Origin of the sequence: Legionella sp. 227 (genome assembly GCF_043161935.1) — a bacterium.
Classification (GTDB): domain Bacteria; phylum Pseudomonadota; class Gammaproteobacteria; order Legionellales; family Legionellaceae; genus Legionella; species Legionella sheltonii.
Window position 1 is genome coordinate 535,612 of sequence record NZ_CP171154.1, and the last position, 26,805, is coordinate 562,416.

The following is a 26,805-nucleotide window of genomic DNA, read 5'->3' on the forward strand; positions in this document are numbered from 1 at the left end:
TTGTTCATAGAAAAAGCATTTGAGATAATTTTATGCTAACATCCGCCCATTATTTACGTTGGCGAATAATCATGTTTGAAATTTTTAAAAATGACCAATTTGTTTTGTGTTATAAAAACGAAAACAACTCTTCTGGCTTTACCCATCTACTCGAGGTAAAGGATTTATCAACAGACAAGACAACAGGGATGTGGATCGATCCAACAGGTACGAGCACTTGTTCCAATTTTTTGGATAAAGTTCTGAAGCTACAATCGTTAAAAGGATCTCTTGATCAGGAAGCCTATGACCATGAAGTGGCTTGTTTTATAGAGAGCCTTATCGCCAATGGTGGGTACTCCAGTCTGCAGATTTCAAGCTTAATGAAAGATGCATTAAAACATCATAAAAACCCTCAGCATTTATTGGACACCATTCAAAACGTCGACTTATCTTACCTTCGACATGAAGATATGGAACGATTCCAAAGTATTGATGAAATGAGAAATGCAGTTGCTGGATTTATCAAGACACTTACCGATTTTGTTTGTAATCTCTTGTCCATACCCTCTGATGTTTCAGTAGTATCATTATTAACCCGATTTACGATTTACCAAAATCCTGTTCCTGAAAATGACCAAGAAGAAATAACCTCAGCAAAGAGTTTATCGCTCTAATTTATTCGCCCCTAAGGTTATACAACTCAGGGGCGAAAACTTTCCCTACACGATTAGCAAGTACAAGGCAAAACCCTTTTGGTACTTTAAAAAAAATATCATTTTATGGCTTCTTTTTAAGAGCGTTCTCCCTATGATTCTTTTTTAATATTTTTAAATTTACATATTCATGGTTATATCATTTAACGGCTCCACCTCATTATTCTCCTTCTGAGACTGATACTGCAAATGTTTTATATAGTGAATTCTGCGTGCCAAAGAACCTGTGTGATTGAACTCTTTTTGGCTCGCTATCGCTTCAAGCTTTTTCAATAAATCCTCGATACCGGTGCTGTTTTGCACTATTTCATTTACCTTATCTACATGATGTCGAAACATGTGTAATGTAAAAAAACGTGCAGCAAGAGGGAAGCAATTGGTATTTTTGGTGTAATCATTTAAAAGATTTTCGGCACTATCAAATAAATCGTCTGAGGTCAATTCTTCGTAACTATCCGGGAAGTACTCTTTTTTTCTGTAGGCATCCAGGCTTATTGTCCTTTCAGTTATATGACTGGAAAAGCTCATCGCTTTAGGAACCTTGAGCGTTTTTACAGACATAGGTAATCTAATAACTAAATCACGTAAGACCTCATCATCAATAACGAGGTTTTTTCCGTCACTCCCTAAAAGAGAAATTTCTTTTACATGATTTGGGAAACTGCTAAAAAATGAAATCAGTTCTTTATGAGTGCAATTTTCAATGACATCTGCATTAATCGTGAAATGAGTCACCTGTTTTGGAATAGCCTTGATTACTTCTTCTGGATTTTTCCATTTATGGCAGACATTAAAATGAACCTTAGTGATAAAGTCAGGAAGTTGAGTTAAATACTCGATGCAATCCTGCCTGGACTGCTCAGCCTTTCCAGATAGATCTGAAGCGTTAAACACTGAATGGGAAAACATAATCGATGTGAATTTGCGGGGGAACAGATGCAATTTTCCAGCCATTTCCGGACTTGTTATCATGACATCCAGGTTGTTGCTCGGCAACTCCCCCACCAAATCAAATGCTTCATTGAGAAGCTCACTTGTTATTGGCGTTTCTTCATTTCCATAACAACCAATCCAATGTCTACCCTCATCTTTCATTTCTAGATTTGCTGTTTGTTTCGGAGGAGTACCTTTAATACCCTTCACTTTGAATAGTAAGAATTTGCCCATAATTATATCTCCAATCGCTCAAATCGATATAAAACTTAATTAGAGGCAAGTGAGAAATTCTTCGAATGGGTTACAGGATTTGCTTCGCCGCATTAAAGTCTCAAGAAAAAGCCTTTTGCTTTTTCTTATTCTTTGCCTCAGCGACAAACCCGTTTAATGATTAAAACTAAGTGATGTACCAGTCCTCTAGCTTTCCCTAAGGAGAGGATATGTCGTTTGTTTATTATAACTACATTACATTAAGAAAACATTAAGAACAATAAATAATCATAAAGGGCTTTTATTTCTCAAGTGGACTATAATCATATCAACTAAAACAATAATTTTTTTTATAAGCTTAGAAGAGGATATGTACATGAACAGCAAAAGTTCGAGCGCCTCAGACAGATCAAATATTATTAGAAAAATCAATGAACTGATAAATAAAATTGAGTCAATGAACCTAGAGTTTTTAAATGAGAATTATCCAATTGGCAAACATGGGCCTCGGGTTGCCAAAGCAACCTCACTTGTTAGTGGCGCCACCGCACCCGGTCATGCACTCGAAATTGAAGCATTAATTAATGATGCAAAGCCTGAAACAATCAATAAAAAAACTCAAGCATTAAATATTGACTCAGAACAGTACGAGGATGCTGTTTATTTATACATGCAATTAGTATTAAAAATACTCGATACCGACGGGACAAAATGGAATAGATTACAAACCACTAGTGATCACTACAAAAAATTGAGGGGACTTATCGGTGATAGCAACAATAACAATGAAGTAAAAATAAAATTTATTGAAGAAACGATAGAACTTTTGTTAACTCGCTGTAAGTTAATTGTCAATTCAAAAGATGCAGCAGAATCAGATAAACAAAATGCACAAAATCTGTTGCACTACATTGAACAATGCAGAGAAAACGGCAGGGAAAACCCTTTCAACTCCACGAATGAATTTATCGCCATCCTCAGAGCAGCAACGAAAGAAGGCCTCATCGATTGGCTCAAACCCCAACTACTGCAGACTGATAAAGAGCGTTATCCTGCTATAGAACAACAAATAGCAAAAGAGTCGACTGTACTCCAAGGGCCTCGACAGAAGACTTTGCTGACAAAAACAATGGAACAGGCTATTCAAGCGATTATTTTAGGGATGGATATTCACACTGAGATCAATGCACGAGGTGAATATGTAATAAAAATACCTCGAGATACGATGCAAACCCTGCTTATTAATGAATATGCAAAAAACCGTAGAGAGTACATTAAATTATGTGAGCAAGCAGAACGTCTTAATCAACCAAAACCACAAGCACCCAGTAAACCACCTGTAATTGAAGGCGATGTTGTCATCAATTATACACAGGCATATAAGTATATTGATTTTGGCGTCATGGAGTTTGATGAATCCATACTGCAAAAATATTACTCAAGCACCAAACATTTTCAATATATGTATCCTGCTAATAAATCGTCAAATAAGATTCCTGATAAAAAGAAAGATGCTACACCAATAGACATAGATAGTTTTATGCAAGCCAGGAAAGAATTAGATCCTGTGGAAAATACAGGTGATCTATTAGATGCCGAAAAGAGAGCGATACATACTTATACCACTGAGCGGTATTTAGAACTCAATTCATTACTCAGATTTGGCACCCTACCACGAAAAGAGCAAAGGATTTCAATTCAATTAGAAGATGATCAGCAAAGAGCAGCAGCATTTAAAGAGGCGCTTCCCACATTAGCAGTCTTGATAAAAGCAACCAATAAAAAAGCACCCATTGGCCTTTATTTAGCGAATGATATTTCAGAGATAGAACAAGATATTGGTGATGACGATAAAGCAAAAAAAGAAATGGACCCAACCAGTTTTTTAAAAAGTCAAAAATTATCTACCAAACCAGGCATCGTTCTTATCAATACACCACCTGGCTCACTCGACTATAAAGCTTATTTTATTAATAACAAAAGCATTATCAAACTGGATGATAAGACAACGAAATTGAGTATCGATTTAAAATTGTCCCAAACGGAACATGATATGCTGATGAACTCACCACGCTGCACGACAAACCCACACAAGCTGAGCCGTTTTGTAGCCGATTCTCGTGCACTGGAATCCTATCGACAACAAATTGATTCCATTACAAATAAGGTAATGAATCATATTCCTTCTGAACATTTACATCTTTTACATTTTCAAACCGTGCGAGGTATGAAAGCATCTTCAGAGGTAATGAAAAATAAAGCCGTCCCCGAAATCATGAACAGCTATTTGGCCAATGACACCTTCACTGAAGATGCGATGACCAGCACCTCAACCTCAGTAAAAACTGCTAAAGATTTTGCAGGCGTTGAAGCCAATGAAAAATTGCCCATTATGCTTTATATAAATAACGCAAATGAAATGGATATTAGCAGCTTGTCTGCTTATCCCAGTGAAGAAGAAATACTGAAACCAGGGCAAACGCAATATCTTGTTACCGATGTAAAAGAAACCCTTAAATTTACTGAATTACATCTTGATGAAGCACGACCCGTACTTCCCTATCTCGATCAGATTGTATTTAACCAGACTCTTATTCGTTTACGAGAGCTATTGATTGCCATCGAAAACCAACTGGCATTAGCCCATCTTGTTGCTGATAATCCTCTATTGCGCAACCTCATTAGCTTTACCAGCATGGCCAATGCAACCAATATGTCGTCTGCAGAATACGCTCATCAATTAAATTTAATGTTAAATGAGTTGGTCACGCTATTACCCCCTCCTAACTCAATACAAAAAAATTCACTACCCATCGAGCTAAACACCAACATTGAAAATTTGTATGCACTATTAAAATCGCCACAATATCAAGAGCTAACGTCATTGCCACCTTTGAGTTCTGACCTCGAGTCTGAAATAGCTCCAGACAAAGTCAGCGACAATACTCCTGTTCGGGTTAGCAAGGCTAGGGATATTTTCAACACTCAATAAAAGCAAAAGCCAACCAACAGGTCCTCAATCAGAAAATACAGATCCACCTGATGCTACGTCATGGAATAAAGATTTCCATTAAGCATCTAATAGTCCGCAAACCCACCTTCGCGGAAAAGGAGTTGAATCAATTCTCAAAACAGGAAACACTACTCCCAGGTTACGTTGTATGAGTAATTATCCCAGTGTAATTCAGCTGTAGTGCCTTTGGAAATTGAGGTTACTCCTGCCGGGGTTCCGGTATAGATAATGTCCCCTGATTTTAAGGGAAAAAACTGGCTGATATAAACTAATAAATCTTCAGGCCGCATCATCATGTCTGCTCCTTTGGCGCATTGCTTGATCGTGCCATTAACAAGCAGTTGAAATTCGGTATTCAGATAATCACGAAACTGATGATAGGAAATCCATGGGCCTAGAACAGCTGCATCTTTAAAGACCTTAGCAGTAGTCCAGGGATGCCCTTGTTTTTTTAGTTCAGATTGACGTGCTCTTAAAGTCATATCAAGACCAAGGCTGATGTCCGAAATCGCATTGCGGGCTTCATCATGTGTCATTTTATACCCATCACAGGCTACGCGTAGAACAATTTCACATTCAGGTTGTACGGCGTTGTCTTCATTGGGAAAATCAAGATAGAGATGCTCACCCCAACCAGAGGCTTGTCTCAGGACACTGGGTGGTTTTAAAAACAATACCGGTTTTTCGGGCATTGCATCACCAAGTTCCATGGCATGCTCGATATAATTTTTTCCTACACAAACTATTTTGTCTATAGGCATATGATTTTATACCTTATGATTTAAGTAATAAGTTGTTCGTCCCTTAATTCTTAAGGATCTCCATGGCAGTTGCAACAGTACTGGTTCAGATCATTCAAATATTTTTGCAAGCTATCGATTAAGAGCATACTTAAACCAGTAGAAGGCTTTATACCCCAAGATATTTTTTAATGTTTGCTTAATGATGAGCATCTCTCTATAGTTGAATCACCTGGAAATTTGAGTATTATTTTTTGCAACATGTCTGAGAAAATCTATTGGGTTTATATTTTACAATGTAACAACCAAAGTTATTACACCAGATATACAGATAATCTCGAAAGACGTTTTCAAGAGCACCTCTCAGGTAAAGGGAGTAAATATACGCGAAGCTTTAAACCCCTTTCAATTGCTCAAAGCTGGGAGATAAAAGGAGGCAAACTCATCGCAATGCGCATAGAACGTTACATTAAAAAACTTTCTAAATATCAAAAACTCATCCCCCGTAGATAAATGCAAGCCAAAAATAGTTTTCTTTTAAATTATCCGTCTTAGTCCTTTTAGATGATTCTTATAGGAAACTCAATTACTACCCAACTTAATATATTGATCGTAAATCATTTATATTAAGAGTTTGGCGCAAGTGAGTTTAATTCGTACCAAATTTTAGTTGGAATTTAGCATGTTGTTTTTTTTATTGACCCATTAGAATTTTTATGGAATATTGTGCCCCTTTAAAAATCTTAATGGCCAATACAAGATATTTGTACGATGTGATCTTAAGCCTATTCACAGCTCTCTCTTGGCAATAATACCTTCCCAAGAACCTTAATTGTTGGCAAATCCAGTCTTGTTGAAGAAAATTAATCAGTCAAGGTCTTATGTTATTCTTGCTTAACAGATATGGCCGCTCGTGGGTTAACTTAGCGGCAGTGCCTTAAGCCGGTAGAATGGAAACATAAGTATTGCCAGAAGCAATTCTTATGAATTTTATCAAGGTTATACTTTTTTTAAAAATAATTCGGTGGTTTATATTATGTTTACAAAGAAAGAAACAAATCCTTCTAATCTGCGTCACCAAAAAATAGTTGAAGAGCTAACTAAGTTGGCTAAAAGCAATGATGAAATGGGTCGAATATGTAAGCAGGCTCTTTCATTGACAAAAAAAAGAAATTACGACGCGGCTTTAAAGTTGGTGGAACCCCTACACGATTCTGAAGTTTATTTTACAAATAAATCTCTAGTTCGGGCGGTTTCTAATTTACGAAAAGAGGTAAATTTTAAGTTATTTCAGAAAGCCTCTGTTATTCAACAAAGAACACCTCTTAGCACAGAAGATAGGCTAAACAATCCACGAGAAATTAAGTCCGCTAGAGACTTTTTGCGAATACATTTTACCTCATCCTACGATGATGACACTGATGATTTACTTGTCTCTTGGAATAAAGCCTTGAAATTTGGAGCGAAAGAAAAAGGAACTCAAGATATTCCTCGTGATCTCCAACAATTAGAGCATGTTCTTTTAATTATTAATTTTCTTTTAAAATATCGCGGCAACAGGGGTATTGCAGTCCCTGTCGATATTGAATTGGATGATTTTCATGCAGAGGTTCTTGAAAACTGGGGGGTTAGCTCTGCTAGGGAGCTTCTTTTGCAGATGTGCCAAACGCTATACCATGTATCTGATGACACCCTGAATAAATACAGCAAATTATTTATTCCCGCCCCCTTTACCTGGATAACATTTGAGCAATTTGGTGGCTTAATGGGGGAAGATATCTCGGAAAATTCCTTGCTAATAGACACAGAATATCTAAGCTCCATAGGTTCAAGTGAAGTAGAAAAAAAGAAATGCTATTTTTCAGCGGTTAACCGATTGGTTAATGAGTTGGCTCATACTGGTGATATTCTTATTCACGCACTTCCTGATATCATCGAGAAAGACCTTCCGATTTTAAAGGAATGCGTAGAAAAAATGAGAGCCGAATTAGATGCAAAAAGGCCTGATAGTTTAATCCAACCTGTTTCTTTACTTAATATACAAGCTTTAACACAGCGTCTAATAGATACCAATACGTATAAAAATGTTTTATCTTTGTTGTCATTTGTTAATCAATCGATTGATAAAGCTAGAAATTCTAAACCCAAGATAGATGAATACAAAGATACGTTCCTTTACTTTTCTTCAAAAGTAGGCCGGCACGCAGCTTTAAGGTATTTGCAAAAACTAGGAGAATATCTAACAGGAAAAAATTTTTATAGTGCCTATAATGAGTCGGTCTCTTGGGAAGATCTTGTCAGTTTAAGGAATATTATTGTTCATCAGGATCAAGATAATAATAAATATGTCGTGGATCTTTTGCTTCAAGACCCTCACCAGTTGAAGCAAATAGTTCAGGTAGAATTAAAAGAGCTTATTATCTTTTTATTGGATAACTTGCTATTACGTGAACAAAAAGCCTCTGTTTTTGAAGGAAACTTTCAAGAACATTGGTTAAATATTTATAAAGCACAAGAAAAAAAAGCTGTGGATCAATTTGCATCATCCCAAAAAAGAAATGCTAAAAGCCTCTTAACGTCCAAAGAAGATGAAGAATTTTTTATAGGTTTTCTGATAAGAAAGAATGCTCCGCAAGAAGTAGAAGATTTGTGGCGCAAAATTTTGCGGGGCGAAGAAAAATCACCGCTGACCACCAAAGAAGAAGGACAATTCAGACAAGCATATTTCCCCACGAAGAAAGACGATTTCCAGAGTTTTACAAGGTTAAGTCAGATCATGAGGAATGCCTTAAGTCCACCTAAGCTAAAAAAAAGCCAGCGAGAAGAAATGCTTAGGAAAATACAGGAAGAGGCGAAACAACGTGAAATGGAGAAAAAAAACAAAATGAAGGGATTGGATACTATTCGGAGTATCGTTGAAATTGCTAAAAAACACCAGGATGAAGGTCATACTCTAAGTCCTTTAGACAGGATTAATGCGGCTATAGAGGCTCTAGATAACATGAGAGAGTTTCTAACCGAAGAGTTATCTATTTTGCAAGATTATCCTTTACAAAAACATGGAGAAATCCTTGCTGTAAGACTGCTGGCTAAACCGATATTGCGTGCGGCTCTTGAGTATAATTTTGGTCAGCTAGTGCAACACCTGCAAATTATTCGTCAATTACATGCTTATCAAAAAACCAGTTTCTTGGAGGAGAATTACTCAAACTTAAAGCGATTAAGAAATTATGTTGAACATGATAATGCAATCATGATGAGTGCTGTTTCTTCTGAATCAGACAGTCCTATTGTTAATCGTACTATTTTGGATAGTCAAACACTTTATCCTATGTACATAAACCTAATCATTGGGTTAGCTCCTGAATTACAACAGATCAAGATGAGAATAGCTCCCCCGCCTAAAGAAAATAAATCAGCGACATTGGGTTATATTTATCAACAACCTGTATCTAGACCTTGTCCTGCTAGTCAAACATTGTTTTTTTTCAATCCAGTTAAGACTACTAATGTCAACAATACAACAAAGCGTGAAGAAAAAGAGCCGGAAAAGGAAGAAGAGAGGAATTATACTTTCTAACCATATTGGTCAGGCAAGTTTGCCCTGATCTTGCATGAAAAAAATGGACGCCAAGTTAAGCAACTTGTTTGACCTCATATAACTCGGGTGATTGGTACCCCAATCGAAGAGGACGTAGAGGGTCAGGCCTTGAATTGTGAATTTTCAATTATAAGTTGATTCTTGATTCAAGGCCTGCCCCCATATGTGCACATGTGTGCAGATCATTCAAATATATTTGCAAGCTATCGATTAAGAGCATACTTAAACCAGTAAAAGGCTTTATACGCCAAGATAGTTTTTTAATGTTTGCTTAATGATGAGCATCTCTCTATAGTTGAATCACCTGGAAATTTGAGTATTATTTTTTGCAACATGTCTGAGAAAATCTATTGGGTTTATATTTTACAATGTAACAACCAAAGTTATTACACCGGATATACAGATAATCTCGAAAGACGTTTTCAAGAGCACCTCTCAGGTAAAGGGAGTAAATATACGCGAAGCTTTAAACCCCTTTCAATTGCTCAAAGCTGGGAGATAAAGGGAGGCAAACTCATCGCAATGCGCATAGAACGTTACATTAAAAAACTTTCTAAATACCAAAAGGAGCAACTGGTACTCAATCCTTATTCTGATACCTTAATCAATATTTTATCGCATGAGGGTTAGGGATAATTATTGTAGGCCGGGCCCTTGGCCCGACAAACATCCATTAGTAGTTAACAGCCCGTACACAGCGAACAGCGAATACTCCAGATTTAACGTTAGGAAAAGGTTCAGAAACCGGCCCTGGCCGAAACTCCTGATACCAGGCAGCGTTCATTGGAGCACTCGAAGCCTCCGTTGAGCTCCAATACAATTGATTGGTTGCTAAATTAGAAACAAAGCCCAGTAAAAATAGATTGGTTGCTATATTTTCCATACTTGAAGTGCAGCCTGAACCCCTGCCTACTTCATCCGGCCCTAATTGACAAATTGCAGGTAAATACCAAGTGCCCTCAGATACAGTTCCACTATTATCAGCAGTGATTTGGTGACATAGACCTGCTGCATAATAATTGGTTAAAACTGGCGCAGTGCTACTAAAGCTATTGTAATAAATAAAAATATTTTGTGAGTTGCACACACCATCAGTACCTCCATTACAATTTTGCTGTCCAGGGTATTGAGTAGCAGTTTGCCCTGATGGTTCCGTTGCATTAGGAAAAGGAGCTAAACTGGTTGAGTTTTCGGCTACGCCCCAAATACTCGTAAAATCGGGATTAGTACCTCCAGTTCCGTCTGAACTCCAAACAACAGGTGAACCAGAAGCATCATTATTATCTACTACATAAGCGGTAGAGCTATCCGGAATAGAAAATACCATGTAGCCATAGATGGAAAAAGCCAAGGCAATTGGGTTTGATATATTTGGACCATCGCCACTGAAAATTATTCCTCCTTGAGCCAAATAGGGCTGTACTGTATTTGATGTAATTTTTACTGTGCATGTTCCATTTCCTGCAAGCACAGGGCAAGTTGTACTTGTAACTCCTGTCCATCCTGTAGATGATAAATCCACACCTACATTAGTTATTGTATTCGGTGTCAAATTAGCTACAGTAATGTCAACTCCTGTTGGATCATTGACAGGAATTATTGCCGTTGAAGGTACAGAAAGTGAAACTGTCGGCGATACAACGGATAAGCTAACAGACACTGAATTAGTATTATTGCCTTGTATTTCAATAGAAGTGGTGGGTAATACATTATGTGCAGTCAATGTAATCGTGCACGTACTTCCCGGAGCAACCAAGCTGCAATTAGCATAACTTGCACTGATAGCCCCGCCAGCTCCATTTAAATTAGCCTTTATATTTTCAGCATTAACAGGTGAGGAGGAACTGTTTATCACATAGATGTTTTGTGTACTTTCCGGACCAACGGTTGTCATATTTAATGAGGAAGGAGATGCACTAATCAATGCGTTCGGAGGACTGCAAATAATGGCTTGCATATCAAAGAATCTTGCTGAGGTATTACTTCCTTTAACGGCCACATTGGATATTAAAAAGGTCACTCCAGTATTGGTGTGAAAAGATATAGTGCAACTTGCTCCCGGATATAAGCGAGGCGGGCATCCATTATTTTGCACCACATAAGTCAAGAAATTTGCGTCATTAGAAAATGTACTAATATTTTGTGCGACTACTTTTGAAGTATTGGTAATTGTTATAGAACCAGGCTGCGACAAGCAAGAAGAGTTTTGTGCAATGGTTACCATACAGTTTCCCAGTCCTTGATTACAAGGAACTACAGTATTTGCATTAGACTGTAATTGAATTTCCAATTCAGGGAGTAATGAAACATGGGCGTATGATGCACTGCCAGGTTCAAGAGATAGAAAAAAAAATAAATAGTAGATTATTTTTCTATTTTTCGCCGATCTTATGCTCTTTCGAAAAAAAGAGTGAACTTGAGTAAGTAGATTAACACATTGGTAAATCGCTAAAATAAAATCAAAAATATACTTCTTGTATTGTCTTTTTTCTTCCATCAAAATCCCCTTTGATCTGTTGAATTTATCTTGTGTAATTTAACCTAAAATTTTATTGAGCAAATCAGTCCTTAAGGTTTACGCGCTCATGTTGATTGAGTGATTGTAGTGCGTGCAGCGTTGCATCACGCTGCTCGATTGTTCTGCCGCGAATGAGGACATTTCCTTTTCAGCTAAAGGCTAGTTACGAGCATAGGATTACTTTGAATCAACACCAACCCTTGAAGCCCTAATCAATGAACTTAATTCAGCTTGGAATATAAGGAGGAAGTTATATCCTCTTCTCGACAGTGGTTGGAGTCAGAGCTAAATGAGCCTCTTTTCTGTAGCAGCAAATTAAGGGCGGTACGTTTTGCAACAGCTGATAAAATGGTAACAGTGTAAGAAAGATTAGGCATCGCCTCTTGATAATTATTTGTTATATCATTAATAAATTCTTCACGTAGCTCAGGCTCTGGTACATAAGGCAAGTAACGTGCAAGTGATGTGATAATAAAACAACGTAATTCACTCTGATTTTTAAAAATTATTTCTTGAGAACAAAGATCAACCTTACAATCCATAAAGTTAACTTCTCTTAACATCTTATCAAATTGATCGACTGTAAATGTAACCCGCTTGTTATCTAACTTAGTAAATATATTATTCCATTTTTCTGATTTTACAGTTTCTTGAATTACTGTAGACAATGTCGAACCCATTACTGGGAAGAGAACAATTAATTGACCTTCATTTTTAAGATACTGATAAAGATTATTAGTAAAAGTTTTTTGTTGCTCCATGGGAATATGTGATACAGCCCAGGAGCATATTATTAAATCTGCTGAATTTTTGAGGGACGGATTAAATGAAGTAAGATCCTCGACTTGAAAAGACACATTGTTCTTTGAATATTTCTCTTCAGCGAACTCAATCATGTTCTCTGCATTATCTAACCCTACAATGCGGCAACTTGGAAAATGATTTCCAAGAAAACCAGCTAAACTACCAGTACCACAACAGACATCCATGATAGTTGATTCTTCAGGAATATCAGCCTTTTCCAAAAAATCCAAAACAATAGTTTTGGTAGTTACAATTTGTGGAATAGACTGATCATATACTTCAGGAACAATAGGGTATTGTGGCACTGCTTATCCTTTATAAGAGATCTTAGGTAACTTTCTTTAGTTAGGATACTAATATTTTTTTATTTTTCATGCAATTACCAGATTTCATTATTCAATTTTCAGCCCTAACTTCTCTTTAGTTGACGGTCATTTCATTATTCCCAAACTCTCTTCAGCGAACATTATTGCCATAGATCTCTTTAGGCTAAATTAATTCCAGAAGCTATGGAACAAGGTGGTTTAAAACAACTCGGTTTATAAGTATTATGTCTTTGCATTCAATAAAATACGCTTTATTTTGCAAGTGGAAGTTGCCCCAACTTTTAAAGGAAGATGTACTCCTAGTCCCCTGAGTTTGAGGAGTCCATGGAGTTTATAAAAACAGGAGTCCCGCCACGTTAATCAATCTTTTAATCTATGCCTATTTTCTTTAAGGAGACTGAGTGAAGAACTCACAATTATCGAGTCGTAGTTTGCTTGCATTAAGCCTAATGATATTTTTCATTGCCGATATCCAAGGAGGTATTGGTCCTATTCTCTCTATTTATTTACGCTCCAATTTAGGGTGGGACACTAGCCAGGTTGGTATAGCGCTAGCTACAACAGGTATTGTTGGCGTATTATTTCAAATTCCAAGTGGAATAATAGTTGATGCCATTCGATTTAAGCGATCGCTTATAGCCTTTGCATGTACCTGTATTATTTTAAGCTGCGCCATTTTGTTAAGCCAAACTTCGTTATATCTCATTATTGCAGCACAATCCCTTGTTGGCCTGGCCTCCAGCCTGATCCCCCCTTCAATTGCTGCAATATCCTTGGGGTTGGTGGGGAAAGACTTGTTTCCCCAAAGAGTCAGTATTAATGAATCGATCGTTCATGCAGGAACCGTCGTTGCTATTATCATCATAGGATTATTGGCCCAATTATATGGGCACTCCTGGATAGTATATGGCACCATCATGTTTTCAATCCTGGCATTAATGCCAATCCCATTCATTAATCCCAATGAAATAAACTATTCTGTAGCAAGGGAAATGCCCCTGATACAAAATAAGAATAACGAAACACAAGCCGGGCCTGTCCACTTTTTGCAACTCGCAAAATCAAAATCAATTCTAATCTTTTTTAGCGCTGTAATTGTTTTTCATTTTGCTAATGCAGCGCAACTACCGTTGGTTGGACAAGAGCTTGCAAAACTTAATCCTCATAGTGATTCTATCTTTATGGCAGGTTGCATTGTATTAGCACAAATCGTTATGGTAGTAGTTGCCTTTTCATTGGGATTCATAATCAATAAAATAGGCCGTAAACCCATTTTTTTATTTTCCTTTATCTTTTTAATTTTACGGGCCTTTTTATTTTCAATAACAGAAAGTTCCTTTCATCTACTGATTATCCAGTTATTAGATGGTATAAGCGCCGGAATTTTTGGAGTGGTCGCTGTAGTGATCGTTTCTGATTTAGCAAGTGGAACAGGTCGATTTAATTTTTTATTGGGTACTCTTGGATTATGCGTAGGCATCGGTTCATCACTGAGTAACATTATTGCAGGATTCATAGCAAAAATTTACGGATTTCATGTGGGATTTATTTCACTATCTTTTATTGCCGCGATTGGATTGATCCTCTATACATTTACAATGCCAGAAACAAGGACACTGAGTGATAAATGATTGATCATTCTTCTTGATGTGCGAGTTTAATGATATCGCATTACTAGCATTATTGCCCTCTTTCCAAACGCTACCAAGGACTTAGAGGGTCAGGCCTTGAATTGTGAATTTTCAATTAAAAATTGATTCATAATTCAAGGCCTGACCCTGCCCCCATATATGTTAAGGGTCTGCACCTGGATTGTATTAAAATTCAATATCTTATAAATTCTTTCAACCAGAAAATATAATTTCAGCTTTCTATATTTGATAAAGGACTTAATATGTTTACCTTCTTTTACAACCGCACTCAAAATCTCCCTTTAGTCAGCGCTGATAACCGCTTATTCAATTTAATAGTTTTATTGCTTTCAGCCCCACTTATCGAAGCACAAAGAGGGGGCGGTGGACATGGAGGTGGATTTGGAGGGGGTAGTTATGGTCATGGATATGGTGGTGGTAGCGGATCCTGTGACAGTAAATGTTTAAAGGTAATAGGTGGTACGATTGTAGTACTACTTTTATTCGTATGCTTAGTGGCAATAATATATAAAAAATGTAAGAAAAATAGCAGTCAAATAGATAATTCTTTACTAATAAGCGGCCCTTATGAAAATTCTCACCTCTTGCTCAACCATGCAGTTGCAGTAAGTTCTATTTCGGCCACTAATAATCTTGGTGAAAACTCAGATCTGATTGAATTTTTGAAATTGAATCCAAGTACATTAGACAGTTTATGGGAGGGTACCTATTCTGATTCTGGGATTCCGGGACTAGTTGGCAAATTTCATCCAAAATTACGCTTTAAATGGAATGAGCAAAAAAATTTGATGGAGTTCGAAACCTTTAATGACGAGCAAGACGATTACGGTGAATATAGAATTATAGGAAATTTAAACTTTGAGAATGGGAACTTTGTAGCCCATAAGTACTATTTCAATCCATCACAACAAACAGCTCCTTACAATATTGTGCAAGAAGGAAATATCAAGTTTATCAGTAAAGAGGACCAATTATATATCACAGCCAGCGGAGCCTGGCATTCTTCATATAAAAATTCAGTGAAGGGCACATTTGAATACAGTAAAGTCATTCAAGAGTTAACTTTAACAGAGGAACAGAAAGCTTATGGAACCTTTTTAAATGTCTGACCCACATTGGAGGAGAGTTATAGGGTCAGGCCTTGAATTGTGAATTTTCAATTAAAAGTTGATTCATAATTCAAGGCCTGACCCCATATGTGGTTCGGGATGATATTTAATTTTAAAATTTAATGTTCAAAAGTTATTGTTATAAATTATATGGGAAAAAATTATCCCTCCTCTGTGCATCACCCCACCATATTCCAACTACCATTAAACCCTCGTTTGTTAAGAAGAAAAATTTTATTGGCTAAATTGGACTGTAAGTGTGGTGTTTAAAGAAACACCATCATGGCAATTTCATTAAAGGATTGCTATATTTATTGCAATCCTTTACAGGAGTAGTGCATGAAAGTCTTTGTCACAGGCGGCACTGGGTTTGTGGGTGGGCATAGCATCAAGCGGTTACTGGCAGATGAGCATTCGGTGGTCGCGCCCGCTAGGCGTGAGGTGGCCTGTAAACGGTTACGCGCACTTGGAGCATCGTCGACTGTACTCGAATATGCAGATCCGGCCGCACTTGAGCAAGCAATGGATGGATGTGATGCTGCCGTTCATATTGCTGCACACCTGAAGATGTGGGGGTCGTGGGAGGACTTCGAAGTCAGCAATGTGACCTTGACGGATCAAGTGCTTAATGCAGCGAAAGCATGCGGCATCAAGCGCTTTGTTCACGTTAGTGCCGCTTCCGTGGTTATGCAGGCGGCAATGCCAATTGCCCATGCTGATGAGTCTTGGCCATTGACCGAGTTGCGCCATCTGCCTTACTCAACAACGAAGGCAATCGCCGAGTCGCATGTTCTAGCCGCGCATTCCGATGGTTTCAGTACGGTGGCTTTGCGTCCACCTCTCATTTGGGGGCCCGGCGATACGGTCGATGGTGACTTGGGCGACCGAGTCCGTAAACGACAGTTTGCGTGGATCAACCGAGGGGAGTACCCCTATGCCACCTGTCATGTTCAAAACCTGTGCCACGCTATAGCGCTCGCACTACGCTCCGAAGTGACCGGAGCGTTCTTCTTGACAGATGACGAAGAAATCACCTTCCGCGAATTCATAACCCAACGCCTGCATGCGAGTGGGCTGGAGGTACCACGGATGTCGGTACCTGCTCCGGTTGCCTGGTTGATGGGAAGAGGAATGGAAAAGCTTTGGGCTGCCGGTTGGTTGCCTGGAGATCCGCCACTGACGCGAGAGTTGGTCCGGCTGATTGGCTACCCGTTTTCACTGGACATAAGTCGAGCTAAGACAGTACTGCGTTACGAGCCGGAAATTACCATCCGCGAGGGAATGTCTAGAGTTAGAGGGTCAGGCCTTGAATTGTGATTGTTTTTCATTTTGCTAATGCAGCGCAATTGCCGATGGTTGGACAAGAGCTTGCAAAACTTAATCCTCATAGTGATTCTATCTTTATGGCAGGTTGCATTGTATTGGCACAAATCGTTATGGTAGTAGTTGCCTTTTCATTGGGATTCTTAATCGATAAAATAGGCCGTAAGCCCATTTTTTTATTTTCCTTTATCTTTTTAATTTTACGGGCCTTATTTATTTTCAATAACAGAAAGTTCCTTTTATCTACTGATTATCCAGTTATTAGATGGTATTAGCGCCGGAATTTTTGGAGTGGTAGCCGTAGTTATCGTTTCTGATTTAGCAAGTGGAACAGGCCGATTTAATTTTTTATTGGGTACTCTTGGATTGTGCGCAGGCATCGGTTCATCACTGAGTAACATTATTGCAGGATTCATAGCAAAAATTTACGGATTTCATGTGGGATTTATTTCACTATCTTTTATTGCCGCAATTGGATTGATCCTCTATACATTTACAATGCCAGAAACAAGGACACTGAGTGATAAATGATTGATCATTCTTCTTGATGTGCGAGTTTAATGATATCGCATTGCGAGCACACATAGGTCGTGCCTTGGCCCGACCATTCCTTAATTGTCCCTCATTCCAAACGCTAGTGAGGAAAGTGATTTGCTTCATCGATGTAGTGCTCAAATCTCTCATGTACTTGCATGCACACTCCACTTCCACACTCGCCTCGCGTCACACTTCATTTCCCTCTGTGAATTTGGAAAGAGGGAACAATTAAAAAAGAAGAAAAAAAGGGTTTAAAAAGATTTTACTGATAAACACAATGAACACGTTTCAAAGCAGCATCCGCTAAATCGATTGCCATTTCAAACGTGTCTCCTTCGGTGATAACTGCACATAACAAATGGTCATACCCTCGCGGCGGAACAGTAACCAACTCATTGACCTGTCGCAAAATTTTAAAATCCCTTACCCCTGGTTGATTACTCATTTCTTCAACATACTTCCAATCTGTAATGATACCATTCTCGGTTGCGAATAAATTTCGTTCGCATGCAAATTTATTTTTTGTTGCTTTTAACTCAATCGGTTCGCCAAGTGCGGTTTGGATACTTGCTTGCGCTAAATTAATTCCAGAGGCTAATGGAACAAGGTGGCTTGAAACAAAGCCCCCAGCCATTCGTGAGTTTACCTCAACAATTTTAGGTCCTTCGGCGGTCAACATGACTTCTACATGAAAAGCACAATTGTTGATGCCAACGGCATGAATAGCCTTTTCAACCACCTTATAAATTGAAGAACAAACTTCTGGTTCCGGCTCATATGGAAAACAATGCATCCATTCCGTGAAACCAGGTTTTTCTACAAATTTTTTAGTAATCCCCGCAAAATAAACTTGAGATTGATTAATAATCCCTTCAACACTAACTTCCTGTCCCGCCATAAACTCCTCAGCAATATACTCATCAGCGTACAACCAAAAGGATACACGTTCACAAGTACTCATCAGCGCAAATGCTTCTTCGAGCTCAGCTTGGTTGTTTAATTTAAAAACCGCAACACTTGTTGAAGCAGCTACGGGTTTGAATATTAATGGGAATCCGATAGTATTTGCTGCATTTTGCAAGTCCTTAAATGTTTTTACCAATTGAAATTTTGGATGGGGAACCTCCCTCCTCTTCAACGCTTCTCGCATTTTGTATTTATGTTTCACTGTAGTTGCTGAAGCAAGTGAGCTACCAGGTAGTTTAAATTCTTCTGCGATTGCTGCAACCAACTCGACACTTTTATCCAGTATGGTAATTACACCATCAAAAGGTGTCTCTTTATACTCCTCTTTTAAAACAGAAATAGTCTCAGCAAAATTAGTGGTATCTGCCTTAATAAATTTATCAACTATATCTTTTGCCCAATCCGGTAAATTAGGAGCTATCAAAAAAACCTTTATCCCTAGATTTTTCGCAGCCTCTATTTTTACCAAATTATGCTCATCAGAAACATTTACAAATAAAATCGATCTACTCATATTTACTCCATATTATTAAACGCTCTTCCTAAAGACTGTTTCATAACGGGTTTCGCGTACTCACCTACATAAACAAAAAAATATGAAATCAATGACAGCCCTCCAATTATGATAAACAGGATCTGACCTCCAAAAGATTCAAGGAGAACCCCACCTAAAACTGGCCCTAGAGCCAAGCCCAATTCTCTAAAAGCTAAAGCTCCAAAATATGAGCCTTTCAAATGCGAAGGAGCCATATCATCAACAAACAAGAATGCAATAGGAAATATGAACAACTCACCCACGGTGATAATTAAAATAGAATAGTAAAAGTAGCTTGCTTTGTTACCACAACAAGAAAAACCCAAACAGCCAAGAAAAAATAAAAAACAACCATAAAAAACAGCTTGATGCCTCGGTATTCTCCTACACAATAGAAAAATAGGAAGCTGTCCAATCAGCACAAACAATGCATTTAATGCAATCGTTAAGGAATAGACACGCACACCATCATCGATTTGCTGGGATATGAATTGAGCTAATGTGGAATCGATTTGCGAGTAACATAAGGCAAATACTATATTAAAAAGAATGAAATTTAATAACCTACGATCTAAAGAAATAGCTCGTAAGGTCGCCGATAAAGAAACATTGCTTTGTTTGTTTCTACAAAGTTGTCTTGGTTCTTTTAACAGGACAGCATATAAGAAACAGCCAAAACTAAAATACATGAAGCCTGCTATATAAAATGCAATGGGAGATAAAGTAACTCCTAGATATACTGCTAATAAAGGTCCAAAAACAGCACCAACATTCATTGCGGCATAACGTAAGTTAAAAAATAACTCTCGATGTTCTTTATCAACTAATTCGCTGATTAATGCGAGTGCGACCGGCTGAAAGAAAGAAGAAAATAACCCAAACATTCCATTAAGCGTGCCGATCAATATTAATTGAAGATACCGAGAATTAATTTGCCAGCTTAAACCTAATAATAGGAAGATACAGGCTGATGTGAAAATCGAAATATATAATAATGGAATTCGTCCATATTTATCCGATAATTGTCCACCGATAAAACCACCAAATATTGAACAAAAGGGAGCAATTCCACAGACTAAACCACTTATCCATAATGAAAAGTGAGTATTATGATTAAGAAATAAGATTAAAAAAGGAAGGCACATAAATTTTGCTGAGTTCACGCAAACAATGCCTAATAGCAAACACCAAATCAGCTTTAAATTAGGGTTAAAAAATCTCATTATTATACCCCTAATTAAGTCGTTCAATTTTTGTTATAATCGCATTTACATGTATTTCAACCGTATCAAACAGTGGGATACTAACATCCGCTTTTGATACCAATAGAGGCAACTCCGTACAACCAAGTATGACCCCATCTAAATGGTAACTCGAAGCTAATTTATTAATAATATTTAGAACGATCTCTTTTGAACTACTCGTGACAATACCGTGACATAATTCATGATAAATGATCTGATGAAGCAACTCCCGATCATAAGCATCGGGAGTTACCACTTGAAGTCCTTTTTTAAGCAGTTTATTTTTATAAAAATCTTGCTCCATTGTATAACGAGTGCCAATTAAACCCACTTTTTGTGCACCAAAATGATGTAAATAATCACCGGTTGCATCAATGATGTTTATTAATTTTTTGTGGATCTTAGCATCCAATTGATTCGCCAACTTATTCGTAGTATTAGAACAAATTGCGATTACATCTGAACCGGCCTTATCCAACAAAATCACTTTTTCTTGAATTAATCTTAATTCCATTACTTCATTTTGTTTTTTTTGATGCTCCAGAATTTCTTCGAAATCAAAACTATACATTACTATTTTGGCTGAGTGATTTTTTCCTTTTGCTCTATTAATGGTTAAATTAAGTCGCTTATAGTATTCCATTGTAGAAGCCCAGCTAACACCTCCAAGTAAACCAATGCACTTCATGCTGCACCTCGTAAGTCCATTTCTTCATTATACTGATTTGTTTTATTCTTCCTGTTTAGACTGTTTTTAAATGTCAACTGAATAAAATCAGACATTGAGATATTGATTTCTTTGAGCATTTTCGGGAAAAAGCTAGCATGACTTAATCCTGGCAATGAATTAACTTCAAGGAAATAAATCTTCCCTTCTGAAACAATAAAATCAAGCCGAAACATGTTTTCAAACATTAAATCAGAGAAAATTCGTTTCGAGATATCAGCAATTTGAGTTGTAAATTTATTATAAGATTGGGGGATAATTCGCTCACTCACTCCAAACTTACAAAGTTTTTCTCTTCGACCAAAAAATCTATTTCGGGTTCTTACCAAAATTAGAGGTAACACCTCAATACTTCCCAGATTTTCAATACAGCCACAAGAATATTCCTCACCTGGAATATACTTTTGTAAAAGAGCAATATTATCGATCTTTAAGATATCAATGATTAAGTTTACCGCGGCATCGATTGAATTTTCATTGAGTAACATACGCTCAGTAAACATACTGGTGCCAAGTGAATTAGGTTTAATCACTATTTCTTGATTATAAAAAAGCAATAACTTTGCCTTGATATGTGAGATGTTTGCATCTCTGATAGAGAGCATCGGTATTGGCTCTAGTTCGGGATACATTGATTCAATGTATTTTGAGCAGTGAAATTTACTTTTAGTTAGGCTAGAAGAAAGTACCGAGCCAAAAGAATTTTTTATATCGAATATTTTTCCTAGACCTTGAATATGCCCATCCTCACCAAACTTCCCATATAATAAAGAAAATACATATTCGTTATTTTTTTTAATGTGTTGGAATGCTTCGATAATTGAGATTGGAGCTTTTTTGCTCGTCATGTAATAATCAGGATCTTTTTCAAAATCAAATGGTTTTCTAATAACAAAACCTTCTTCAGTTACATAGTAGACATATTGATATAGGTTTGTATCTTTTATTTGATGCTGTAATTCAGAATAAATGCTGTGAAACGTTCTCAATGAAAGATCGCGTTCAACAGAAACACCACCAAAGATAAAGCTAATTTTGGGATTTACAGTATTGTCCATAATAATTCTCCAATTGATGCAATTTGGTTATCTTGAAAGATAACGATTTAGTTTAAATTTCTTGTTTTTTGAATTTTTGAATTCAGCTAATTTACAAATAAGGTATTAGGAAGTTCCTGCTCTGAACGACTATGGATGGTATTGTCTTCATTCATAAAAACAACTTTGGGGATATGTTTTGATACCTGATTTTCATTTAGATTGCAGTAACAAATAATTATAATTTTATCACCTTCATGAACAAGCCTTGCCGCCGCTCCATTCACACAGATCTCCCCACTTCCTTTGCGCCCTTTTATTACATAAGTTTCAAATCGTGAACCGTTATTTATATCCACAATTTGAACTTTTTCATTTTCCTGTATTCCAGTTTCTAGTAGTAAATTTTCATCAATAGTGATACTTCCTATATAATTCAGATTTGCCTGAGTTATTGTTGCTCGATGAATTTTTGCTTTTAACATTGTAACTAACATGATTGCTCCTTTTATTATTAATTCCTTATCGATGAGCAATTTAGTCGTAATTAAACAATGAAAAAATTTTTTTTTTTACATGTAAATTTTTAATGGAAAATAAAAGTCTTACTGATATTTTTGTAAACAGTTTAATTAACCGATTGTACGATTCCATTTTAATGGCCCAATATCCTCCTTGGCCCTAAAATCAGGGAGGGTTAATGTGAGGTGAAATATAGAATGCAGCATATTTTTTAGCGAGGAAAATACTATTGAGGATACTACTTAATACAGCAGATACTGAGGATAGATGTTACTATTCTAGCTCAATATTTTTCATGAGTTGTCCTGACAGGAACAGTCGTTTTCATAATTTTTTGCAACAAGGTTATCAATTCTCCTTGAAAAGAAGAACATAATAGTCGCAAAAAACAATGCGGATACACCTAATTTATCAAAAAAGCTCAAATAGTTAGGATTGCTGCTTAGTGGATCTAATTGTATTTCATAATGAATCGAATTTGAGAGAAAATTAGCCAAAGAAGCCGCAATTCCAGATACCATCATCCAAAAACCCATCATTATACCTTGTAACCTTTGGGGAGCTAATACGCCTACCATAGAATAACCGACTGGCGCTATAAACACCTCACCAAATGCTTGCAAAATAAAATGAAGCGCAACCCAAGACGGAGATACAAAACCAGAATCATCTGAATTAATAATACCCAATGAAAATACAAAAAAGGAGATACCAATAAATGTTATGGCAATTATAAATTTATGGGATAGACTTAAATCTAATCCCCATTTTTTTAGTTTTTGGAAAAAATAACCCAATAAAGGGGAGAATATAATCACAAATATTGAATTTAGATTCATATACCATTGTGGTGGAATAACAACTCTGAATATCTGGGCTTTTATATTTTCTTTTAAAAAATATGTTATACCCATTGGTCCAATATAAAATAAAGTCCAAAATATGATTGACGATAGAGATAATAAAATGAACGCATATATATTTCTTTTTTCAGTAATGATTTTTGTTATCTTAATTTGATGAATTAAGAATAGTAATGTAAAAATACCTAAAACAACAACTAAACTATTTGAATAATATGCATAACTAAAGCCTATTATAATAAGCAAGCACAATATGCTCATTATTCCTAACGCTAATGTTATTTGCTTAAAAAAGCTAACTATCCTTTGTTCCATTCCACACTCATATGATCTCCAATTGCATATAATCAAAATAACTGCGAGAACATTAAAAATATTACATATATTGAAGAGACGAGTATAATTAGAACAAAACTCATAATACCCACCAACAAAAAACCCAGATAAAAAACCAGCATTAATAGCTGAATAGTTGATGAAAAATGAGATTTCTCTGTTTGCATCATTTTCTATCTTCTGAGTAAGGATGCACTTTAAGGAAGTAGAATTTATACCGCAACCTATCAAAAATAAACTTAATCCATACATTAAACCAGTAGAGGTTGAAAAACTTAAAATATATGTTCCTATAACCTGAAAAAATGTGGATATGATTAATAGAATCCTGTTACTAATAATTCGGCCTCCCAAATATCCAGCAACAAGATGTAATGCGAAATTAAAAGCCAAAAACATTCCAATAAAGGAATTGGCTTCATTTTTGGTATAACCTAATCCTCTAGTTAAATATAACACTAGTGAAGAAAACAAAACTGCATAGCTAAATGTAACAATCCCGCTGATTAAATGAAGTAAATTTAGGCTGATTCCTTTTTTTCTCAATGAAAACATTACATTGTAATCCTTTACTGATTAAATTCTGTATGATAATTTTAACTACCTTTTTTGTTATGTAAATTTTTACCTAGGATTTTTTTACATTAAATTAGGGATAAAAAATTGAGCGCTATAATTAAAACTAATTGGGATGAAGTCAAGGATAAAATTAAAATTATTAATAAAAATTTCTTTAATTTAATCGAAAGTATATCTTCTGTATCTTCTATGCCACTTTATCTTGCAACATATGATTATGGGAAGGTAATAGGCTCTAAAAGTGATTTCTTTATCCCCGATCATACTGGTAATGAATCTTATCTAGGATCTAATCTCATTCCAAATGAAATAGCAAAAGATTTGGATTACGGCAAAAATAGCTCTCCCCTTGGTTTAATAATGGAGAATTTTTGTGAATGGTCTTACGAAGAAAGGAATGAAATATTTCCTTTTGCCGTGCAAGGTGAAGGTACAATTTTTAATCAACAAATTATTTTCCAAGAAGAACAAACAATTGAAAATAATACTATTTCTCTCCATTCAGGTGTAAAATCTATTTTTATGTTACCAAATATAGGATGCAAGGTTCACCATAAAAAAGTTCAGTTAGCCCTAGGTATTGAATCTGAAGCCCCTAAAGATCCTAATGAGCACTATGCTTTATTTAGAGAAATACTATATAAAACAGGATATTACAAGGACTGGCATAGCACGATTTTATTTTTTTCGAAGCAATGGATAGATGAGATAAGAAATAACCCAGCATGGCTGGGTGTAAAATTCTTTTTTTCAGAGAATTTGAGAAAAAGAATTAGTAGGGACTTGTATAATTCATTTTATAATGATTTATTTATGACTTCAAATAGTGTAAACAAACATAGACCTACTCCCTTTCTCATCGACACTGCCAAATATATTTTCAATATAATAATGGGAAAAGGAATTGGATATATTCCGGCACAAAATTCTAAACTTCTTCCTATAGAGCCTATACAAGAAATATACCATAAAATATACCAGCTAACTTATTCTCCGATCTTAATGGTTCCTTCTAGTTTTAATAATAACTTGGATCACATATATTATTCTCTTCAGCAGCCAAGCAAAAAAATAAATACTTTCAAAATTAGAATGAATAACAGTACTTACCAAGAATTAGCTGTACTAAGGAAAATTCTTCTCTCTTATTTAGAGGAATTTTCTTCGGATGACTCCAATTCTTTCGGCAGCGATTTATATTGGGCTTGTCAAAACATAAAACTATCTTTTTTTCATAATAAGCCATCGGATCCAAAAGATAATATTTTACTTGCAAAACAAATTACTGAGCATGACTTAAGATTTCAAATATCCAAATATAATAAATTAGATATATCTAATGATGCTAAGTTTTTTAGGGGTTGTTTAAGAATTTCAAGATCAAATAATATAATTAAATAATTCCAATATATCAGAATTTAATTCTCCTCTCTTTAAAGGAGGTATAAATATGGTTGATATATGAGAAATATTTTCCATAGCTAGATCTTTTAACTTTTTTACTTCATTAGAAAATATTTTGCCAGGTATTTGTGATGCGGTGTACACTGCTAATTCATGCTCAGGTGGATAATATGCCATTAAATATTTTTTAAGAACATCTAAATACTTGGAAATGTTCATATCGTTCATACCCAAGCTGCTTACTTGATATAAAACCAAATTTGAATTTACATCTATATTTTTTTTATAAATTAACAATTCAGTTGCATCATAGACACAAAGTCCTCCTTGCCCCGGATTAATAAGCAAGTCAGCAAACAAGCAATCTAGTGAAGAAATGGCTGGCAATACATAAGCTGTACCTCCCTGCTGCCTTATTTTTATAACGGCATTTAAAGCAAAATCAGCAAAAAAAGTAGGATGTCCGTACAAAACTACACACACACTACTGTATAAACAATAATCAGAGACAATTTTGTCAGTTAAATTTTTATATGAATCTTGTCTATTGGTATAGTTGAAATATATCTCATCTAATGATTCAGCATTTTTATGCTCTTTCATTAAGAAATTCGACATAATCTTATCGTTTACTAAAAAAAGAAGTTTCTCACAATTTCTTAATAAGACTAATGACTCTTCAGTTAAATGAGCTATCGATTTAATACCAGAACCAATTACTATTAATCGACCCATATTGAAAAATCTGTTTTATCATTGATTACAAATATGGAATTAGTATGAGGGTATTGTGTTTTATCTAAGTTATCCATCTCAATGTTGTTCTGAATATCATCCCTTAGATATTCATAACCTATATATTTTTTTATTAAATAAATGTCATCCATTTTATATCTCCTTTATCACAGAATTACCCACAATTTAGCATTTTGATAAGTTATTATATACAGAGGCTTTTAATTTAACTAGACAAAAGAATTTAAGAAATATCTTACATAATCAAAAACTAGATTTTCTGAAAAAGGATTTCCAATTTATTAGTTTTTAACTCGACTTTTTGACAGCTCCATCTTTAGACTACAACATTGGCTCAGATTGTGTGAGGAGTCAGAGGGCCAGGCACTGACC

22 protein-coding genes are annotated in these 26,805 nt (G+C 36.0%); 11 read left to right on the forward strand and 11 right to left on the reverse strand.

The window, feature by feature from the left end; translation table 11 throughout:
* Window positions 1–71 precede the first annotated feature (71 nt).
* Window positions 72–656 (forward strand): hypothetical protein, encoded by a 585-nt coding sequence (locus ACF8MK_RS02210; RefSeq protein ID WP_392538003.1) that lies wholly within the window; start codon window positions 72–74, stop codon window positions 654–656.
* 159 nt (window positions 657–815) lie between these two features.
* Here the strand turns inward: ACF8MK_RS02210 and ACF8MK_RS02215 are convergent, their stop codons facing one another.
* Window positions 816–1,862 (reverse strand): DUF5617 domain-containing protein, encoded by a 1,047-nt coding sequence (locus ACF8MK_RS02215; protein ID WP_392538004.1) that lies wholly within the window; start codon window positions 1,860–1,862, stop codon window positions 816–818.
* Between the two features lie 355 nt (window positions 1,863–2,217).
* On the opposite strand from ACF8MK_RS02215, the gene ACF8MK_RS02220 reads away from it, so the two are divergent.
* The gene (locus tag ACF8MK_RS02220; protein ID WP_392538005.1) at window positions 2,218–4,833 is read left to right on the forward strand and encodes an ADP-ribosyltransferase; all 2,616 of its coding nucleotides are present in this window, start codon (window positions 2,218–2,220) and stop codon (window positions 4,831–4,833) included.
* 149 nt (window positions 4,834–4,982) lie between these two features.
* Here ACF8MK_RS02220 and ACF8MK_RS02225 read toward each other — a convergent pair whose 3' ends face one another.
* Entirely contained in the window at window positions 4,983–5,615 is a 633-nt protein-coding gene (locus ACF8MK_RS02225) for a fumarylacetoacetate hydrolase family protein (protein WP_392538006.1), read from the reverse strand.
* A 240-nt stretch (window positions 5,616–5,855) separates the two neighbouring features.
* Between ACF8MK_RS02225 and ACF8MK_RS02230 the strand changes: the two genes are divergently transcribed.
* From ACF8MK_RS02230 to ACF8MK_RS02240, 3 genes are all read left to right on the forward strand, one after another.
* A complete protein-coding gene (locus tag ACF8MK_RS02230) occupies window positions 5,856–6,107 on the forward strand; it encodes a GIY-YIG nuclease family protein (RefSeq protein WP_392538007.1) in 252 nt (83 codons plus the stop codon).
* Window positions 6,108–6,630: 523 nt separating this feature from the next.
* Window positions 6,631–9,174 carry a hypothetical protein gene (locus ACF8MK_RS02235; protein ID WP_392538008.1) on the forward strand — a complete coding sequence of 848 codons (2,544 nt, stop codon included), beginning with the start codon at window positions 6,631–6,633 and terminating at the stop codon, window positions 9,172–9,174.
* A gap of 354 nt (window positions 9,175–9,528) precedes the next feature.
* Complete coding sequence (locus ACF8MK_RS02240; protein WP_392538009.1) at window positions 9,529–9,825, forward strand: GIY-YIG nuclease family protein; 297 nt, start codon at window positions 9,529–9,531, stop codon at window positions 9,823–9,825.
* A 43-nt stretch (window positions 9,826–9,868) separates the two neighbouring features.
* On the opposite strand, the gene ACF8MK_RS02245 is transcribed toward ACF8MK_RS02240, so the two are convergent.
* Window positions 9,869–11,692 carry a hypothetical protein gene (locus ACF8MK_RS02245; protein WP_392538010.1) on the reverse strand — a complete coding sequence of 608 codons (1,824 nt, stop codon included), beginning with the start codon at window positions 11,690–11,692 and terminating at the stop codon, window positions 9,869–9,871.
* A gap of 242 nt (window positions 11,693–11,934) precedes the next feature.
* Complete coding sequence (locus tag ACF8MK_RS02250; protein WP_392538011.1) at window positions 11,935–12,822, reverse strand: class I SAM-dependent methyltransferase; 888 nt, start codon at window positions 12,820–12,822, stop codon at window positions 11,935–11,937.
* Window positions 12,823–13,244: 422 nt separating this feature from the next.
* Here ACF8MK_RS02250 and ACF8MK_RS02255 point away from each other — a divergent pair, with 422 nt between their 5' ends.
* The 5 genes from ACF8MK_RS02255 (at window position 13,245) to ACF8MK_RS02275 (ending at window position 17,458) form a co-directional block, all read left to right on the forward strand.
* Window positions 13,245–14,474 (forward strand): MFS transporter, encoded by a 1,230-nt coding sequence (locus tag ACF8MK_RS02255; RefSeq protein WP_392538012.1) that lies wholly within the window; start codon window positions 13,245–13,247, stop codon window positions 14,472–14,474.
* Between the two features lie 263 nt (window positions 14,475–14,737).
* Window positions 14,738–15,604, forward strand: a complete 867-nt coding sequence (locus ACF8MK_RS02260) for a hypothetical protein (protein WP_392538013.1) — start codon at window positions 14,738–14,740, stop codon at window positions 15,602–15,604.
* A 339-nt stretch (window positions 15,605–15,943) separates the two neighbouring features.
* Window positions 15,944–16,921 carry an NAD-dependent epimerase/dehydratase family protein gene (locus tag ACF8MK_RS02265; protein ID WP_392538014.1) on the forward strand — a complete coding sequence of 326 codons (978 nt, stop codon included), beginning with the start codon at window positions 15,944–15,946 and terminating at the stop codon, window positions 16,919–16,921.
* Window positions 16,918–17,202, forward strand: coding sequence for an MFS transporter (locus tag ACF8MK_RS02270; RefSeq protein WP_392538015.1), 285 nt, complete (start codon window positions 16,918–16,920; stop codon window positions 17,200–17,202). Before ACF8MK_RS02265 ends, ACF8MK_RS02270 begins: the two co-directional genes overlap by 4 nt.
* Complete coding sequence (locus tag ACF8MK_RS02275) at window positions 17,198–17,458, forward strand: hypothetical protein (RefSeq protein WP_392538994.1); 261 nt, start codon at window positions 17,198–17,200, stop codon at window positions 17,456–17,458. The genes ACF8MK_RS02270 and ACF8MK_RS02275 overlap by 5 nt, the downstream gene beginning before the upstream one ends.
* Before the next feature lie 268 nt (window positions 17,459–17,726).
* On the opposite strand, the gene ACF8MK_RS02280 is transcribed toward ACF8MK_RS02275, so the two are convergent.
* From ACF8MK_RS02280 to ACF8MK_RS02305, 6 genes are all read right to left on the reverse strand, one after another.
* Window positions 17,727–18,944, reverse strand: a complete 1,218-nt coding sequence (locus ACF8MK_RS02280; RefSeq protein ID WP_392538016.1) for an ATP-grasp domain-containing protein — start codon at window positions 18,942–18,944, stop codon at window positions 17,727–17,729.
* Between the two features lie 2 nt (window positions 18,945–18,946).
* Window positions 18,947–20,188 (reverse strand): MFS transporter, encoded by a 1,242-nt coding sequence (locus tag ACF8MK_RS02285; protein WP_392538017.1) that lies wholly within the window; start codon window positions 20,186–20,188, stop codon window positions 18,947–18,949.
* 10 nt (window positions 20,189–20,198) lie between these two features.
* Window positions 20,199–20,897, reverse strand: a complete 699-nt coding sequence (locus tag ACF8MK_RS02290; RefSeq protein ID WP_392538018.1) for an aspartate/glutamate racemase family protein — start codon at window positions 20,895–20,897, stop codon at window positions 20,199–20,201.
* A complete protein-coding gene (locus ACF8MK_RS02295) occupies window positions 20,894–21,994 on the reverse strand; it encodes an ATP-grasp domain-containing protein (protein ID WP_392538019.1) in 1,101 nt (366 codons plus the stop codon). Before ACF8MK_RS02295 ends, ACF8MK_RS02290 begins: the two co-directional genes overlap by 4 nt.
* Window positions 21,995–22,080: 86 nt before the next feature.
* Window positions 22,081–22,470 (reverse strand): aspartate 1-decarboxylase, encoded by a 390-nt coding sequence (gene panD / locus ACF8MK_RS02300; protein WP_392538020.1) that lies wholly within the window; start codon window positions 22,468–22,470, stop codon window positions 22,081–22,083.
* Window positions 22,471–22,788: 318 nt separating this feature from the next.
* Entirely contained in the window at window positions 22,789–24,249 is a 1,461-nt protein-coding gene (locus ACF8MK_RS02305) for a peptide MFS transporter (RefSeq protein WP_392538021.1), read from the reverse strand.
* A 108-nt stretch (window positions 24,250–24,357) separates the two neighbouring features.
* Between ACF8MK_RS02305 and ACF8MK_RS02310 the strand changes: the two genes are divergently transcribed.
* Window positions 24,358–25,674, forward strand: coding sequence for a hypothetical protein (locus ACF8MK_RS02310; RefSeq protein WP_392538022.1), 1,317 nt, complete (start codon window positions 24,358–24,360; stop codon window positions 25,672–25,674).
* Here ACF8MK_RS02310 and ACF8MK_RS02315 read toward each other — a convergent pair.
* Entirely contained in the window at window positions 25,654–26,412 is a 759-nt protein-coding gene (locus ACF8MK_RS02315) for an SAM-dependent methyltransferase (protein ID WP_392538023.1), read from the reverse strand. The two genes, ACF8MK_RS02310 and ACF8MK_RS02315, sit on opposite strands and share 21 nt — an antisense overlap.
* Between the last annotated feature and the right edge of the window lie 393 nt (window positions 26,413–26,805).

Excerpts from the sequence above, each read along its gene's own strand:
- ACF8MK_RS02210 (WP_392538003.1), top strand. The coding sequence starts at position 72 with ATGTTTGAAATTTTTAAAAATGACCAATTTGTTTTGTGTTATAAAAAC.
- ACF8MK_RS02215 (WP_392538004.1), bottom strand. The coding sequence starts at position 1,862 with ATGGGCAAATTCTTACTATTCAAAGTGAAGGGTATTAAAGGTACTCCT.
- ACF8MK_RS02220 (WP_392538005.1), top strand. The coding sequence starts at position 2,218 with ATGAACAGCAAAAGTTCGAGCGCCTCAGACAGATCAAATATTATTAGA.
- ACF8MK_RS02225 (WP_392538006.1), bottom strand. The coding sequence starts at position 5,615 with ATGCCTATAGACAAAATAGTTTGTGTAGGAAAAAATTATATCGAGCAT.
- ACF8MK_RS02230 (WP_392538007.1), top strand. The coding sequence starts at position 5,856 with ATGTCTGAGAAAATCTATTGGGTTTATATTTTACAATGTAACAACCAA.
- ACF8MK_RS02235 (WP_392538008.1), top strand. The coding sequence starts at position 6,631 with ATGTTTACAAAGAAAGAAACAAATCCTTCTAATCTGCGTCACCAAAAA.
- ACF8MK_RS02240 (WP_392538009.1), top strand. The coding sequence starts at position 9,529 with ATGTCTGAGAAAATCTATTGGGTTTATATTTTACAATGTAACAACCAA.
- ACF8MK_RS02245 (WP_392538010.1), bottom strand. The coding sequence starts at position 11,692 with ATGGAAGAAAAAAGACAATACAAGAAGTATATTTTTGATTTTATTTTA.
- ACF8MK_RS02260 (WP_392538013.1), top strand. The coding sequence starts at position 14,738 with ATGTTTACCTTCTTTTACAACCGCACTCAAAATCTCCCTTTAGTCAGC.
- ACF8MK_RS02265 (WP_392538014.1), top strand. The coding sequence starts at position 15,944 with ATGAAAGTCTTTGTCACAGGCGGCACTGGGTTTGTGGGTGGGCATAGC.
- ACF8MK_RS02280 (WP_392538016.1), bottom strand. The coding sequence starts at position 18,944 with ATGAGTAGATCGATTTTATTTGTAAATGTTTCTGATGAGCATAATTTG.
- ACF8MK_RS02285 (WP_392538017.1), bottom strand. The coding sequence starts at position 20,188 with ATGAGATTTTTTAACCCTAATTTAAAGCTGATTTGGTGTTTGCTATTA.
- ACF8MK_RS02290 (WP_392538018.1), bottom strand. The coding sequence starts at position 20,897 with ATGAAGTGCATTGGTTTACTTGGAGGTGTTAGCTGGGCTTCTACAATG.
- ACF8MK_RS02295 (WP_392538019.1), bottom strand. The coding sequence starts at position 21,994 with ATGGACAATACTGTAAATCCCAAAATTAGCTTTATCTTTGGTGGTGTT.
- panD (WP_392538020.1), bottom strand. The coding sequence starts at position 22,470 with ATGTTAGTTACAATGTTAAAAGCAAAAATTCATCGAGCAACAATAACT.
- ACF8MK_RS02305 (WP_392538021.1), bottom strand. The coding sequence starts at position 24,249 with ATGTTTTCATTGAGAAAAAAAGGAATCAGCCTAAATTTACTTCATTTA.
- ACF8MK_RS02315 (WP_392538023.1), bottom strand. The coding sequence starts at position 26,412 with ATGGGTCGATTAATAGTAATTGGTTCTGGTATTAAATCGATAGCTCAT.